We start from the raw sequence: 15,737 nt of genomic DNA, 5'->3' as shown, positions 1-15,737 counted from the left end.
AATTTCCCGTGAAGACACGCCTGATTGCCGTCCTGTTGCTCGCCCTCGCCTTGCCCACTCTGGTCGCCGCGGCAGACCCTCAGCCGCCGGAGCTTCGCCTGCCCGAGGTCGCCCGCCCCGTCCTGATGACCGTCGACCTGACGATCCTGCCCGAGCAGGAGACCTTCGACGGCAAGGTCGGGATCGACCTCGAGTTGGCAGGCCCTGCCTCCTTTCTCTGGCTGAACGCACGGCACCTCGAGATCCAGTCGGCGACCCTGCGGGCGGGTGGCAAGGAGAGCGCGGTCCGCGTCGTCGCCGGCGGCGACGACTTCGCCGGCTTCGACTTCGGCCGCGAGCTGCCCGCCGGCAAGGCCCACCTCGCGGTTCGCTATCGCGGCAAGCTCGACGCGGTCGAAACCGAGGGCCTTTTTCGGCAGAAGGACGGCGAAGACTGGTACGCCTTCAGCCAGTTCGAGTCGACCTTCGCGCGCCGCGCCTTCCCCTGCTTCGACGAGCCGTCCTACCGCACCCCCTGGCAGCTCACGCTGCACGTCAAGGAGGGCAACGTGGCGGTTTCGAACGCCCCTCAAGTCGCCTCCCGGCCGGAGGCGAACGGGATGAAGGCGGTCGAGTTCGCGCCGACGAAGCCGATCTCGTCCTATCTCGTCGCGCTCGGCGTCGGTCCCTTCAAGATCGTCGACGCCGGCACCTGGGGACGCTCGAAGACGCCGGTCCGCATGGTCGTCGCGAAGGGCAAGGAGGGGCTGACCGGCTATGCGGCCGAGGTCACCGGACCGCTGCTCGCGGCTCTCGAGGAGTACTTCGAGATCCCCTACCCGTTCGGCAAGCTCGACAACCTGGCGGTGCCTCAGACGGTCGGATTCGGCGCGATGGAGAACCCCGGTCTCGTCACGTACGTCGACCGGTTGATCCTCGCCGACCCGGCCCGGCAGACGCTCGAGCGCCAACGCGCCTACGCCGGAACCGCGGCGCACGAGAACGCCCATATGTGGTTCGGCGACTACGTCACCATGAAGTGGTGGGACGACATCTGGCTGAACGAGGGCTTCGCCACCTGGATGGCCGGCAAGATCGTCGCCCAGTGGAAGCCCGAATGGGGCGGTGAGGACGAGAACGCCGGCCGGCGCAGCAGCGCCATGGGCGCCGATAGCCTGGCCTCCTCGCAGCCGGTGCGCCGCCCGATCCGCAACCAGGGCGACATCCAGAGCGCCTTCGACGGCATCTCCTACGCCAAGGGCGGCGCGCTGCTCTCGATGTTCGAGACCTGGATGGGTCCGGAGCGCTTTCGCAAGGGGGTGCAGCGCTACATGAAGACCCACGCCTGGGGGAACGCCACCTCCGACGACTTCCTGGCGGCCCTGGCCGCCGAGGGCGCGCCCGAAGTCGCCCGGTCTTTCGCGACCTTTCTCGACCAGCCGGGCGTGCCGGTGGTCTCGGTTGCGGTCACCTGCGAAGGCGGCAAAGGCAAGCTCGCGCTCGCCCAACGGCGCTACGTTCCGCTCGGCTCGCCGGTCTCGAAGAGCCAGCTCTGGCAGGTGCCGGTGACGCTGCGCTATGGCGCTGGGGCGAGGAGCGAGACGGCGAAGGTCCTGCTGGACACGGCGGCGAAGTCGACCGATCTCGCGTTCTGCCCCGACTGGGTGCAGGCCAACCACGGCGGTTTCGGCTACTACGTCGCGCAGTACAGCGGTCGGCTCCTCGAGCAGCTTTCGGCCCTCGCGACGACGCTGCCGATCGCCGAGCAGATGGCTTTGCTCGACGACACCCGGTTCCTGTTCTCCGCCGGCGATCTCTCACCGGAGTCGGCGCTCGGCATCCTGCCGCGCTTCACCGACAGCACGAGCCGGCTGGTGCTCGACTCGGTGCTCGACCTTGCCACCTCGGTGGACGACAACCTGGTCGCCGACGCCGCGCGACCGAACTACGAGCGCTATCTGGTCCATCTCTTCGGCGCCCGCGGCCAGAAGCTGGGCTTCGCGAAGCGCGACGGCGAGAGCCTCGACGACACCCTTCTGCGGCCGGCCGTCCAGCGTGCACTCGGTATCACCGCCGCCGATCCGGCGACTCGCGCCGAGGCCCGCCGGCTGACCGAAGCCTGGTTCGAGGACCCGAAGGCGATCGGGCCGGAGATGCTCGGTTCGGTGCTCGCCATCGCGGCGACCACCGGCGACGCCGCGCTCTTCGATCGCTTCGAAGCCGCCGCGAGGAAGGAGCAGGATCGGCGGACTCGCGGCCAGATTCTCGCCGCGCTCGGCCAGTTCCGGGATCCGGCGGCGGTCGAAAAGGGCCTGCAACTGGTGCTCTCCGGGAAGTTCGACGTTCGCGAAGCCGGTGGCGTCGCCTGGGGGCTGTCGGGTGACCGGGTCAGCCGCGCGATGGCCTACGACTGGGTGAAGCGGTCGTTCGACCCGCTCGCGGCGGCCATGCCCGAGCAGTACACGGCCGCACTGGTCTATATGGCGATCGGCTACTGCGACACGGCCCATCGCGACGAGATCGCGGCGTTCTTCGGACCGCGGGTCCAGAAGCTCTCCGGCGGCCAGAACAACCTGGATCGGGTGTTGGACGTCGTCAACATCTGCATAGGGCGGCGAGACAAGCAGGAGGCCGGCGTCAGCGCCTTCCTCAAGGCCTACTGAGGGAGCGCGTCGAACCAGCTGGCGAGCGCCGCGGGGGTGCGGGCGGAGAGACCGCCCGCCAGCCCGTGGCGGTCGCCCGCCGCTGCGTAGCCCCACTCCACCCAGACGAACGCCGCTCCGGCGGCGTTCGCCGTTTCGGCATCGATCCGGCTGTCGCCGACGAGCACGACCCGGTCCACGGCCACTTCGAGCGCCTGCGCGAGATGCGCGAGACCGCGTCCATCGGGCTTGCGGAAGGGCAGGCTGTCGCCGCCGACCAGGAAACGAAAGTACCTCGCCCAGCTCAGGTGTTCGACGATCTCGACGGTCATCGCGATCGGTTTGTTGGTCAGCAGCGCGAGCGGCCACCGCCGGTGGCAGAGGGTGAGAAGCTCCTCGACGCCGTCGTAGGCCCTAGTGGCCACCGTGCAGACCGTCGCGTAGTGCGCCAGAAAGCTCTCCAGCGCCTGGGGCCGGGGGACCTCGCTGGGGGCGTCGGCCAGAGCGCGGTCGACCAGCACCCGCGCCCCGTCCCCGATCATCGCCCCGATCGCCGACTCCGGAAGCGCCGGCAGCGCGAGCTCGCCCCGCATCCGGTTGACCGCCAGCGCGAGATCGGGGCGCGAATCGATGAGCGTGCCGTCGAGGTCGAAGACGACGGCGGCCGGCCTCATCGCCCGCTGCGCCGCCCGGGGAACCCGCAAGGCCGGCGAGCGCTCACTCCGCCTCGACCCACTCCGCGATCACGCGCTGCGGCAGGATGCCGGCGTCGTGTCCGCGATCGAGCAGGCGCTGCACGGCGCGGCGGCCGATCGCACCGTAGTCACGCGTCCAGTCGTTCACGTACATGCCGACGAAGCGGTCGGACCGGACCGGGTCGTCCTCGAGGCCGCGCGCATAGCGCATGGCATAGTCCAGCGCCTCCTGGCGGTGGTCGAGACCGTAGGCGATGCTCTCGGTGAGCAGCCGGCAGAGCCGGCGCGAGTGCGCGGGATCGAGGTCCTTGCGGATGCCGTTGCCCCCCAGCGGCAGCGGATCCCCGGTCTCCTCCTTCCACCATGCGCCGAGGTCGGTGACCGCCACCAGACCCTCCTCTTCGTAAGTCAGCTGCCCCTCGTGGATGACGACGCCGGCATCGACCTTCCCTGAGCGGACCTCCTCCAGGATCTGGTCGAACGGCACGACGATCGTCCGCACACCGGGCTGCCAGAGCTTGAGGGCGAGCGCTGCGGTGGTCAGCTCACCGGGGATGGCCGTCACGAGGTCGGGGAATTCCTCGCGCCGCCGGGCGGTTCTCGTCACGACGACGGGGCCGTAGCCGTCTCCGAAGCTCGCACCCGACGGCATGAGTGCATAGCGGTCGGCGAGGTGGGCGTAGGCGTGGAACGAGATCGCCGAGATCTCGTAAGTGCCTTCGAATGCAGCGCGGTTCAGCGTTTCGATGTCGCGCAGGACGTGGCTGATCTCGAGGCCGGAGATGTCCAGCCGCCCTTGGGTCAGGGCGTAGAACATGAAGGCGTCGTCGGAGTCGGGGCTGTGGGCGATGCGGACGAGTTGGCTCATGGCGAGGGCGGAGGGTATCAAATCGATGCCGTCCCTGCCTCTTTCCCCGGCGGCACAATGGCATGCTGCACCTTTCAATAGTTCAAGCTTTACTTGAACTATTGTGCCAATTTCCCTTACAATTTCCACTTCTGAGCCTCATTCGAGCGCTATCGAATGAAGAACACAACCGGAGGACACCAACCGATGAAGCGTACTCTCCTCGCCCTCTGCACTCTGGCGCTCGCCGCCGCCCCCGTCCTCGCCGGCCCGGTCTACCTGCCGGCGGCCATCAACGAGACCGAGGGCGCCTATACCCAGGTGACCGAGCTCTGGGCGACGAACCCGGACACCGCAATTCAGGGCTTCGTCGTCCGCTACATCTCCGGAACCAGCAACGGCACGATTCGCGTGGCCGGTGACGAGACCGGGCCGTACTATCTGGCCCCGGGCGAATCGAAGCGCTTCACGAACCTCGTTCCTGCCGGATTCCGCGGCCTGCTCGAGCTCGACGGCGCGACCATGCTGCGGTTCAGCGGCGCCCTCACGACGCGGAACCTCAACGGCACGAAGGTCGCCGAGTCGGAGGTTCCGGTGCTCGACCAGGTCGAGATCGCTCCTGCCGGAAGCACGATCCTCCTCCAGGGCTGGGAGCGCGCCGGCAGCACGCTGACCTCGAGCCTCGGCGTCGTCAACCTCGCGCACACCGCGGCGCAGTGCACCATCACGATCCGCCTGAAGGACGGCCTGCTCGCCGTGCAGAACGTGCCGATCAACCTGCAGCCGCTCACCCAGGTCCAGTTCGACGACGCCCTCGCGGTGCTCGGCCTGACCAACGTGGCGGAAGGCGCGCGCTCCGAAGTCAGCTGCAACCAGAGCTTCTGGAGTTATCTCACCACCCGCAACAACCAGACCGGCGAGGTCGAGTTCATCGAGGCCTCGACGAGGATCGGCGGCTCGACCCTCGTCGAGCCGGTCGGCACGACTCCGGATCCGGGCCCCGATCCGGGCCCCGATCCGAATCCGCCGCCGGGCGACTCCGTCGTCTTCACCCGCAACGGCGAGATCGTGCGCTATCCGACGAACAACAACGGCCTCTCCAACTTCCGGGTCAACATGCCGTTCAGCGGCAACCGCGAGTTCCGCAAGGTCACGGTCGACTTCGACTTCCACATCGGCACCTGGGACCGGACCAACACCACCGGCTTCCACTGCATCTTCTGGCTCAACAACGGCTCGAGCTGGAACAACATGTTCGGCTACGTGAACACCCGCGGCTCGCGCAACATGACGGTCTTCCAGGTCAACGCGACCGGCGCCGGCTGGATGGAGCAGGCCTCCGGCGGCTCGCCGCAGCCGGGCGGCAACTACCACATGCGCTACGAGTACGACCTCGACGAGGACACCGTCTTCTACCGGATCACCGGCGGCGGCGGCAACACCGTCGTCACCCGCGCCTACAACATCCGCGGCACGACCTTCTCCACCGCGCGCTTCTTCATCGAGTTCGGCTACCAGCACGCCTCCGAAGGCCCCGAGGCCTACACCCCGGGCTGGACCTTCTCCAACCTCCGGGCGGTCTTCATCCCCTGAGGCGTTTCGCAGCCTGAAGCAACAAAAAGGGCGACCTCACGAGGTCGCCCTTTTTGTTGGGTGAAAAGCTTCTCTGGTTACTCCTGACAGCGCCCAGCATGCTCGATGGGAAACCAGCCTCGCAGCTCGGCTTCTTTCGCGAGCTCGGTGCCGCGGCAGGTGCGCACGAGTCGCTTGTAGAAGCGGTCGGCGGCCTCGGGGTCGCGATGCTTGAGCCAGCTGCCAGCGGCGTAGAGATACTCCGCCCGGGTCTCTGGATCGGTCTTTCCGAGCACATCGACCGCCTTCCACGCCATCTCCGCGGCGACATATCGATAGTGAAACCGCTTGTCAGGCACAGCGCGGTGCTTCGCCTCGCGCGCCAGTTCGTCCGGTCCGGGACGCAGGATCTCGAAGCCGGCGCGACGAGCCATCAATGCCTCTGCCGGCGCGCCGGGAAAGCCCCCGCCCCAGATTGCCATGTCCGGCGCGAGCTCGGTGCCGAGGAGCTCCAGGCCGTGGCGGCGGAGAGTGCATGCCCCGGAGAAGAGCGCTTCGGCGCGCTTGGAACGCGGCGACTTCTGGTCCTTCGAAGCCGCCAGTGCATCGAGGAGCTGACGGAAGCGGTCCGGGAATTCAGAATAGGAAGCCGCCGCCTGAAAGTCCGAGGCCCGGGCGAGGCGTCGAGCGAGGAGATCTCGCAGCAACCTCAGCCAGTGCACCGCGTGCTCCGCTTCGCTCCGGTTGTCGAAGTAGCGCGCGAGCGAGTCGTCGTAGCTCGCTTCACGCGGTGTGGGGACTTCGAGTCGTTCGACCTGCGCCTGGAGCTCGCTCACCGTCATCAGGCTCTCTGCCACATATGCCGCTGTGTGCCAGGAACTACCCCTCTCGAGGGACTCTAGCGCAGCGGAATAGTAGCCCTGCGAAACCTCGATGGCACCGATCTCCTCGCAGATGCGCCCTTCGCCCGAGATCATCAATCCTGTCAGGCGCGTTGCGTCGATCCTGGCCAGGAGCTCTTTGGCGCGATCCAGGTTCCCAGCGCGAGCGGCCAACTTGGATCCCACCCACAATGAGTAGGGTGAGTCCTGACCCACCTTCTCGAGCCATCGCGCAGCCCCCTCGAAGTCGCCGCCACGATAGGCCGCAAAGGCGAGTCGATCGGCGTCCTCCAGGACGTCCAGCCCGCTCTTCTCCACCGTTTCCTGCCAGAACCTCCCCTGTTCGATGAGCCCTCGCTGACCAGAGGGATGGTTCGCCCGCGAAAGCACGTAGGCCGTCACGACTTTCCGGACCAAGCGGTCACTGATCCACGTGGCTCGCGCACCTTCATCCGCACCAAGCGCTGCGGCTGCTGCCCAGCGTAATGAGCTCGTTGTTTCGATGCCCGGACTGTTGGCGTGCCGCTCAGCATAGAGCCGCATCGCCTGCGAGATGTTCTCGTTCCGGAATAGCTCGATCCGCGCTTCCTCGCCCAGGCTCGCGAAGGCCAGCCCGAGCCTGTCCTGGAATCCCGACTCGGCCAGGGCGCGAACGGAACGAAATCGCAGGAGGGCCTCCTGCGGATCCTCCGCCGTCTTCGCCAGCATGAACTCCGCCCAGACCGATCGTTGACGCCGGGAATTCTCCGGCAGCGCGAGTAGCTCCTGCCAGCTCTGTCTCGCGCCTGCGAGGTCCTGGGAGTAGTAAGCCAGCGCGCCGGCAAAGTAGAGCCGGAACTCGGCCGGGAACTCCATCGGAATCGCCCGAATTGCGAGCGCCAGCGTCTCTGGAGACGAACCCAGTTTCGCTGCGTTCATGTTCCCCGGGAACTCGCGGCGGAAGTTCGCTATCCATTCGAGCGGCCCCGACCGCTCTCTCGGCGCAAACCCAAGTTCCGCCATAGCCGCGCCGCATTCCGACTCGTCGACGCCCTGCGGCAGTTGCAGGCTGCGAGCGAAGGCCGACTTCGGCAGGTCGATCTCTTGCAGAGCCTGCTCGAAGCTCGCGGCCGGCAGAGAAAGAAACTCCTCCTCATCGAAGAGGAGCGGTTGCGGAAAGTTCGGGAAGCAGGCGAAACCCGCCGTACAGGGTAGGCAGATCGCAGCCATCAGCACGGTGACAACCAGCCTGGTCCCGTCTGGGGGCCGGCCGGTATTGTGCCCACTTCGCTCAGGAAATCTCAGATACCTCCTCCAGCGGGCCCAAGCTCGACCCGGAGGCCAGCGTGGGCCGCGGAGCTCGTGCGCACCCAGCCCACCACGATCGCTTCGCCCGGCCAGAGGAGCTCCGGCGCGGCCGTCGTCCTGTCGAGCGTGATCGATCCGTCTTGCATCTGTTGCAGAACATATCCGTGAATCGCGTCCGCGGCGAGAATCTGGCCGGGGGCGAGCTCGACCAGGAGTCGTCTCGGGAGGGGCTCCGTCGATTCGCCGACGTTGGTGATCTGCAGGTCGAAGAGCCCGGGTTCACGCGCCTCGGCTGCGGCGCGCAGCTCGGCTCGTGGCACCCTGCCTTCGACAACCGCCAGCAGGGTCTCGGGGGCCCAGTTCAACCGGTCGCCGCGAACCGGCAGGCGAAACCAGACGACTCCAGCGAGAAGCGGCGACCTGCGCTCGGTCCAGGCTCCCACCTGGCCGGCGAGGCCGGAGGCCTCGCTCCCGACGAGGCGCTGCGGCGCTGCGGCAAAGCGGGCCGAAGGGCCCGCCTCCGCCGCGAGTCCGATCGCTTTCCCCGTCGAGTCCAGCGCCGCCAGATAGGAATAGGTCGGCAGCGCGACATGAAACGGCGATCCGTGTTTCGCAGCCTGGTCGACCCAGCGCTCCAGGCGACGGAGGTCGAGCACCCGCATCGCGTCGGGACCGCTCGCCTCGGAATCCCAGCCGTGGAGCTGCAGCACGAAGCCGTCCGCGGCTCCGACCAGGTCGGAGAAGGCCTCACCCCTCTTGAGCCAGGTCGGGAGGGCGGTAAGGGTCAGGGGCGACACCACAGCGCGCGCCGCCCGTACGAGCGCGGCGTAGTCCTCGAGGCCGCTCTCCGGCGCGTCGTAGTCGAGCTGCCATTCGCTGACCACGATGCCGCTGCTGCGGGCGCGCTCCTGAAGCTCGCGCAGCGTCTCGAGGACGGCGTTCAGGGCGTCGGGTTGTCCGGCGAACCGTCCCTGCAGCTCCCGAATGCGGATGCAGAGACCGATCTCCCGCGGGCTCTGGCGAACGGACTCGAAGCTCTCGAGCAGGAAGCGCGGGCGCCCCTTGGAGTTCGGGTCGATTTCGGCTGCCAGGAAGAGCAGCCGGGAGAACCGGCCTGAGTTGCGCACCGCCTCGAGCAGCGCCGGCGTTCCCTGCCGCTGCCAGACGTAGGCCCGGTGGTCCATCGGCCCGCGCTCGACCGGAGCGTGGCAGCTCGCGAGGGACAGGGCGGCTCCGAACAGCCAGCCCAGGCCAGAGCGGCAGGACGCTCTTCGCTTCGAGCTCGCGGACTCGGCGTGCGCTGGATCGGTGGTCACCCGCGGCTCAGCGGGCCAGGGCGAGGCGGCAGATTTCGGCGCAGAGGTCGAGGAAGGGGATGCCGACGGCGGCGGCGCTCTGCGGCAGGAGGCTGGTGCCGGTCATGCCGGGGAGGGTGTTGGCTTCGAGGACGTAGGGGGCGCCCGCCGCATCCAGGCGGAAATCGACGCGCGAGAAGTCGCGCAGCTTCAGGACCCGGTGGGTGGCGAGCGCCAGATCCCTCATCTCGCGCGCCAACTCGTCGGGGATCTCGGCCGGGAAGACCTCGCGCGTCAGGCCGGGGGTGTACTTGCACTCGTAGTCGAAGATCTCGTGCTGCGGGATGATCTCGCCTACCGAGAGCGCCTGCTGGCCGAGGATCCCGACCGTGAACTCGCGGCCGGGCAGGAAACGCTCGAGCATCACGTCGCGGTCGGTTTCGAGAGCCAGGCCGACCGCGTCGTCGACCTCCTCCGGCGCCTTCACCAGCGTCAGGCCGACCGTCGAGCCGCCGTTCGACGGCTTCACGATGAGCGGCAGACCGAGATCGGCAATCGCCCCGGGCAGCATCGGCCACATCCCCCAGTCGGCGGTCGGGATCCCCGCCGCCTGGAGCTGGCGTTTGGTGACCTCCTTGTCCATCGCCATGCCGCTGCCCAGGGGGCCGCTCCCGGTATAGCGCAGCCGACCGAGCTCGAGGAGAGCCTGCACCGTGCCGCCCTCCCCCTGCAGGCCGTGGAGGACCAGGAAGACGAGATCGGCAGCGCGCATCTCGCCGCTCGACACCAGCGCCGGGAGGTTCTCCTGCGCCGCGAGCTCGGCGAGCCGCTCCGGGGTCGGCGGCTCGCGCCGGACGTCCTGCGCGAGCAGCGCCTCTTCGGCCGCCAGCGTCAGCGGGCCGCTGACCGTGTCGACGACCGTGACCTCATGCCCGAGGGTGCGCAGCGCCTTCACCACCTGGGCGGCGCCGGCGAGCGCGACATCGCGTTCAGGGGTGGAGCCGCCGGTCAGCAGAGCGATTCGATGCATTTGGGCCTCAGTTTCCCCTACCCACCGCGAAACCGACTCCGAATCCGGCCGCGGTCCAGCTCTTCGGGCTCATTCGTACTGGATGAATCCGGGGGCGAGGATTCCTGAGGGATCCCACCGGCGCTTCGCGGCGCACAGGCGCGGCCACTGGTCGCCGTAGTGAGCAGCCCAGCGCTCCGGGGTGTCGAAAGTGATGAAGCCCGAGAGGTAGCGCTTGCCGCCGTAGGCGATCGACAGCTCCGAGGCCATGTCGAGCTGGGTCAGCATCTCGTCGAGCTTCGACTCCGGCACGGCGCCGAGGACGCCCCAGCCGAGAACCTGCTCGCCGCCCGGATGCATGAAGAGCGGCACGCTCGAGGTCGAGGTCTTCGCCGGCCAGAGGAGGACGTGGCCGCCGGCGCCGAGCGCTCCCGGCGGCAGGTTCGCGAGGATCGTCTCGATGTACTCCTTCGCAGAATCCCACGGCAATGTCGTCTCCATCCACGGGTGCGGCTTCTCCCAGTAGCCCGAGAGCTTCCAGGCTTCGAACATCGGCTCCATGCGGCGGCAGAACTCGAGCTGCGTCACGTCCTGAATCAGGGAGCGGCGCCAGGGCGAAAGCGGGGCCAGCACCTTCTCGTCGTCCGGCTCCTCGCCGGGCGTGAACTCGATGGTCAGGAACATCGGGAAGAGCCACTGCGCGAAGCCGATCATCCCCTTGCCGAGCTCCAGCCCCTCGCCCACCTTGCGGAAGCCGAGCGGCGCCGGCGAGCAGATGCCTCCCAATGAAGAAAAACCGGCGAAGGCACCGTCTGGTGGCGCGTGCATCACCTTCAGGGCGTCGTCCATGAACTGCCCGAGCTCGTCGTAGACCAGGGTGTACATGCGGACCATCGGCGCGCAACGGCGCAGCCGCGTGCGCACGCGGGTGATCATGCCGATCTGCCCGAGACTGCAGCGCACCATGTCGAAGAGCTCGGGCTCCCGGTCGCGTGAGCAGACGACGATGTCGCCGGCACCGGTCACGACTTCGAGCTCGATGGCGTTGTCGGCCTGGGTGCCGAAGCGGAAGCTCGCGACACCGAGACCGGCCATCGAGGTCGTGCCGGCGACCGTGACCCCGAGGTTGTTGGTCAGCACCGGCGGCAGGAGGCCGCGGTCCGTGGCGGCGATCACCAGCTCGCGCCAGATGACGCCACACTCGACGTCGGCCCAGAGCTCCTCCTCGTTGATCTCGAGAATCCGGTTCATCGCCGACGAATCGAGGAGCAGTCCGCGGGTAGTCGACTGTCCGCTCTGGGTATGCCCCTGGCTGCGCGGCGCCACCGGGATGCCGCGCTCGCTGCAGAAGCGGATCGTCCGGGCGAGCTCCTGGGCGTTGCGGCAGCGCGCCACAGCGGCCGGCAGGCGATGCTTCCAGCGCCCGAAGTCGCTTTCGAACGGCTGCCGGTCGGCAAGCTCGAAGGTGATGCAGTCGGGAAGCTGGGCCTGCAACTCCTCCAGCGCAGCTCTCAATTGGGTGTCGTTCATCGATTCGGATTTCATCGGGTCTCCGTGCAGAAGTACAGGTACATTCTAAAGTCTTACGCTGGGCGGGCGCGAACGGCCTGACCCGCCGGGTCGCTGACGGATGCCGCCGTGCCATCGAGCTCGAACTCGGCTTCGATGCGGCCGACCGCGAGGCCGCGATGATTGCGCTCGACGGGCGGGTCGAAACCGGCGAGGGCCGCCCGCTCGGCCGGGCGCAGAGCTCCGAGGCGCTGCAGCAGTTCGAGGACGACGATGTCGCGGCAACGTTCCGCGCCGTCAGCGAATTTGATTGCGATCCCCAGCGGACGCGGGCCGCGCACCGCCAGAGCGTAGACGCCCTCTGCGCCCTCCTTGCCGACGACGCGGCCGGCGGTCGCGGCGATGAGCGCCGTGGTGAATCGCCCCGGTCCGGCGACCATCTCCGGGTGGGCCGCCATGCTCGAGCCGAGCCGGCCGAGAGCATCGGCGCGCTTCGCGTCGAGGCCGGACGCTGCCGGATCGGCGAGCGCCGCGAAGCCCCTCGCGAGCGCCGCGAGCGGCACCGCGAAGGTCGGCGCGCTGCAGCCGTCGATGCCGCAGGGCGGGACCGGCGCCCCTGCGCCCAGGACCTCTCCCAGCTCGGCCGCGATGCGCTGCTGCAGCGGGTGCTGCGGGTCGATGTAGCCGGCGGGGTCGAAGCCGAGTTTGCGGCAGGCGAGGAGCATCCCGGCATGCTTGCCGGAGCAGTTGTTGTGGAGCGCCGTCCAGGGGGCGCCCTGTCCCGAGTCCCCTCGCTCTTCTGCCTGCGCCGTCACCTCCCCCAGCGGGCGATGGGCGCCGCAGAGCAGGTCGGCCGCAGTGAAGCCACCTCGCGCGAGGAGCGAAAGCGCCCGCGCCCGGTGCGCCGGGGTGCCGCTGTGGGAGGAACAGAGCAGGGCCAGGTCTTCGCCGGCGAGGGAGTAGGCGGCCTCGCCGCCCGAGAGCAGCAGGGGCAGCGCCTGAAACGGCTTGACCGTCGAACGGACGACAACCGGGAGGGCGGCGTCGCCGGCAGAGTGCAGGAGGGCTCCGCCGGGCGAGACGACGGCGATCGCCCCCGAGTGCCAGGACTCGTCCGCCGTGCCGCGGCGGACCGTGGCGAGCCGGCAGAGCGTCGGCTCAGGCCTGCTCGGCAGCGAGGGCGGCCTCCAGCGTCTCGTAGATCGGGAAGAGGGTGTCGAGCTGGACGACCCGCAGGAGCCGCCGCACGCGTTCGGACGGAGCGACCAGGATCAGGCGGCGGCGAGCCTCGGAGAACCGGCCGAGATACCCCACCAGCTCGCCGATGCCGGTCGAGTCCATCTGGTTGATCTGCGCCATGTCGACGAGCACGTGCCGCCCCTCCTCTTCGAGGACGCGCTCGAGCGCTTTCGAGAAGAAGACGGCGCTCTCGCCGAGCTTGATGACGCCCTCGACGACGAGGAGGGTGTCGGGTCCGATGCGGCGCTTTTCGACGATCATGGATTTCGAAGAGAGTGCAGCTTAGCAGCGACCGCGGCGACCGATCAACGCTCGGCCCTCAGGAACTGGAGGATTCGGGAGGGGCGGGAGCGGCGGGAGAGAGGGCATCCGGAGATGCGGCCGAACCGCTGCGCAGGCGCGCGGTGTCGTCGCCACCGAGGATGCGCATCACGCGCTGCGGGAACGGGATCTCGATGCCGGCCTCATCCAAAGCGCGCTTGGCGACCTCGAGCAGCAGGAAGCGTGAGCTTCCCGGAGAGAGCGGGTCGGCGACCCAGACCCGCAGCTCGACCGCGACCCCGGACTCGCCGAGCGCCGTCACGACCACCTGCGGCTCCGGACTGTCGAGGACCGGTAGATCCCGGCGCGCCGCCGCGAGGAGAACCTCGCGCACCCGGTCGACCGGGATGCCATAGGCGACCAGGACCGGCGCGTCGATGCGCATCGCCGGCGAGCGCGAATGGTTGACGATCGGCTGGTGGATGATCTCCTTGTTGGGCAGGATGACCTCGCGCTGGTCGAAGGTCCGGATGCGGGTCGAACGCAGGCCGATCTCACTCACCTGGCCCTGGTTCCCCGCCATGGTCACGATGTCGCCGACGCGGTAGGGATGGTCCCAGAGGATGGAGAAGCCGGCGAAGATGTTCGCCATCGTCTCCTGCGCGGCGAGACCGACGGCCAAGCCCGCGATACCGACGCCCGCGAGGAGCGAGCTCACCTCGAGCCCCATCTGGTCGAGCGCCATGAGGACGCCGACTGCCAGCACTGCGAACCGGGTCAGTGACACCAGAATGTCGCGCAGCGCCTCGTCCGAGCGCGCCCGTTCCGCCAGCTTCCGGACGAGGCGGGAGGCGAGGCGCGCCAACCCCCAGAACAGGACGAGGATCACGAGCCCGGTCAGGAGGCCGGGAAGATGCACGAAGAACCGGTCGACCAGCGACTCGAGGACCTCCTTCAGGTTGTGTGGAGTCTCGCGCAGGCCGTCCTTCAGGCGCTCGGCGTTCTCGGCGGCCGACTGGAGCGGCGTGAGGTTCGCGAACATCCCTGTATCTTAGCGCGCAGGTGCGAGGAGATAGACTGCGAAGACCATGAAACGACGCGCCCTCCTTCTCCTCTTCGTTCTCGTGCCGCTCTCGGCTCCGCTCGCCGCCGCCGGTTTCGGTCTCTTCCAGCACGGCGGTCGCGGCGCCGCCCAGGTCGGCGCCTTCGTCGCGCGCGCCGACGACCCCTCGGCGGTGCGCTACAACCCCGCCGGCGTCGCACGACTCGAGGGCCTGCAGTTTCAGGCCGGCCTCGACTTTCAGGCGCCGAAGGACCAGCTCGACACCGCGGGCCAGAGCGACCTGGCCCACCACGTCATCCAGTTTCCTCCGGCTCTCTACGCCACCTGGAAACCCGAAGCGCTCGGCGTTCCGCTCACCTTCGGATTCAGCCTCGACGCGCCGTTCTGGACGATCACCAACTGGGACACGGCGCTCTTCCCCGGGCGCTTCCAGACGATCCGGCAGGAGACCACCCTCTTCGAGCTCCGCCCGACGCTCGCCTGGGCGATCGACGAACGCTGGAGCCTCGGCGGCTCGCTGCGCTACGTGCGCGGCGGCTATGAGACCTCCTTCGCCACGCTCGAGATCTTCGGATTCGAGGACCTGCACTTCGTGGAAGCGGAAACGCAGGCGGCATCTCAGGTCGACGGAATCGGCTTCGACCTCGGCGTCCAGTACAGCGCCTCGAATTGGGGTTGGGGAGCGGTGTTCGGCACCGGAGTCTCGCTCGACGGCGGCGGCGACATGGACACCTTCCCGCGCGAACCGATCAGCGACCCCGCGGTCGAGGCCGCTTTCAACCGCCGGTTCGCCTCCTCCGCGGTAAACATGAACTTCGAGCTCCCGCCCACGGCATCGATCGGCGTCTGGTGGGGAATCACGGAGAGCCTGAAGCTCGAGGGAGACGTCGTCTGGAGCGGTTGGTCGGCGCTCGACCGCACCTCGATCGATACGGCAGGCGATCTTCCGTTCTCCCCCTGCTGCCCAGCAGCGATCCAACGCGACCGCGACTGGAAGGACGTGCTCAGCCTGCGGCTCGGCGCCGAATGGAAGCTCTCGCCGATGTGGGCGCTGGGTGGCGGCCTCGCCTTCGAGCCGAGCCCGGTGCCCGAGGAAACACTCGAGCCCGGCTACTCCCAGGGCGACACGACCGTCGTGGCCTTCGGCGCTTCCTGCAATCTCCCCGGACTCTCGTTCGACGTCGGCTACTCGTTCCATCAGTCTGACGACCGCGATGCCAACATCTACAACTACCCCGTTCCCGACCCTGGCACGTACAGCGCCCGTGCCCAGGTCTTTTCCATCTCGGCCCGCTGGCGGCGGTAAGCGCCCGAAGCACCGCCGTCGCCAAGAGATCAAAATGTAGGATGCGTTGAGCGCAGCGAAACGCATCGGTCGCGTTCCGGATGGACTCCTCCGTCACGCGACCGATGCGGTGCGCTTCGCTTACCGCATCCTACTTACGGCATCGGCGGGCG

At 68.4% G+C, this 15,737-nt stretch carries 12 protein-coding genes; 3 read left to right on the top strand and 9 right to left on the bottom strand.

The features are described from left to right. Positions 1–8: 8 nt before the first annotated feature. Complete coding sequence (locus tag KBI44_04100; GenBank protein ID MBP9143645.1) at positions 9–2,642, top strand: M1 family metallopeptidase; 2,634 nt, start codon at positions 9–11, stop codon at positions 2,640–2,642. On the opposite strand, the gene KBI44_04095 is transcribed toward KBI44_04100, so the two are convergent. Then, on the bottom strand, positions 2,636–3,295 hold the full coding sequence (locus KBI44_04095) for an HAD hydrolase-like protein (GenBank protein MBP9143644.1): 660 nt from the start codon (positions 3,293–3,295) through the stop codon (positions 2,636–2,638). The genes KBI44_04100 and KBI44_04095 overlap by 7 nt on opposite strands. Before the next feature lie 43 nt (positions 3,296–3,338). After that, positions 3,339–4,184, bottom strand: coding sequence for an ABC transporter substrate-binding protein (locus KBI44_04090; GenBank protein ID MBP9143643.1), 846 nt, complete (start codon positions 4,182–4,184; stop codon positions 3,339–3,341). Between the two features lie 186 nt (positions 4,185–4,370). Here KBI44_04090 and KBI44_04085 point away from each other — a divergent pair, with 186 nt between their 5' ends. After that, complete coding sequence (locus tag KBI44_04085; protein MBP9143642.1) at positions 4,371–5,756, top strand: hypothetical protein; 1,386 nt, start codon at positions 4,371–4,373, stop codon at positions 5,754–5,756. A 77-nt stretch (positions 5,757–5,833) separates the two neighbouring features. On the opposite strand, the gene KBI44_04080 is transcribed toward KBI44_04085, so the two are convergent. The 7 genes from KBI44_04080 to KBI44_04050 all read right to left on the bottom strand — a co-directional run bounded on the left by KBI44_04080 (position 5,834) and on the right by KBI44_04050 (position 14,258). Then, entirely contained in the window at positions 5,834–7,534 is a 1,701-nt protein-coding gene (locus KBI44_04080) for a hypothetical protein (protein MBP9143641.1), read from the bottom strand. Positions 7,535–7,896: 362 nt separating this feature from the next. Then, positions 7,897–9,087 carry a DUF3142 domain-containing protein gene (locus tag KBI44_04075; GenBank protein MBP9143640.1) on the bottom strand — a complete coding sequence of 397 codons (1,191 nt, stop codon included), beginning with the start codon at positions 9,085–9,087 and terminating at the stop codon, positions 7,897–7,899. Positions 9,088–9,226: 139 nt separating this feature from the next. Next, positions 9,227–10,228, bottom strand: a complete 1,002-nt coding sequence (locus KBI44_04070) for a D-alanine--D-alanine ligase (protein MBP9143639.1) — start codon at positions 10,226–10,228, stop codon at positions 9,227–9,229. A 69-nt stretch (positions 10,229–10,297) separates the two neighbouring features. Continuing rightward, on the bottom strand, positions 10,298–11,752 hold the full coding sequence (locus tag KBI44_04065) for an FAD-binding protein (GenBank protein ID MBP9143638.1): 1,455 nt from the start codon (positions 11,750–11,752) through the stop codon (positions 10,298–10,300). Positions 11,753–11,790: 38 nt separating this feature from the next. Further along, entirely contained in the window at positions 11,791–12,891 is a 1,101-nt protein-coding gene (locus KBI44_04060; GenBank protein ID MBP9143637.1) for an asparaginase, read from the bottom strand. Further along, positions 12,875–13,216 (bottom strand): STAS domain-containing protein, encoded by a 342-nt coding sequence (locus tag KBI44_04055; protein MBP9143636.1) that lies wholly within the window; start codon positions 13,214–13,216, stop codon positions 12,875–12,877. Before KBI44_04055 ends, KBI44_04060 begins: the two co-directional genes overlap by 17 nt. 58 nt (positions 13,217–13,274) lie before the next feature. After that, a complete protein-coding gene (locus tag KBI44_04050; GenBank protein ID MBP9143635.1) occupies positions 13,275–14,258 on the bottom strand; it encodes a mechanosensitive ion channel in 984 nt (327 codons plus the stop codon). A 46-nt stretch (positions 14,259–14,304) separates the two neighbouring features. Here KBI44_04050 and KBI44_04045 point away from each other — a divergent pair, with 46 nt between their 5' ends. Continuing rightward, positions 14,305–15,585 (top strand): outer membrane protein transport protein, encoded by a 1,281-nt coding sequence (locus tag KBI44_04045; GenBank protein ID MBP9143634.1) that lies wholly within the window; start codon positions 14,305–14,307, stop codon positions 15,583–15,585. The last annotated feature ends 152 nt before the right edge of the window (positions 15,586–15,737 follow it).

It is taken from the genome of Thermoanaerobaculia bacterium, assembly GCA_018057705.1.
In the GTDB taxonomy this organism is placed as follows: Bacteria; Acidobacteriota; Thermoanaerobaculia; order Multivoradales; family JAGPDF01; genus JAGPDF01.
The sequence above is the reverse complement of the archived record's forward strand: the minus strand, read 5'-3'. Positions and strand labels throughout refer to the sequence as shown.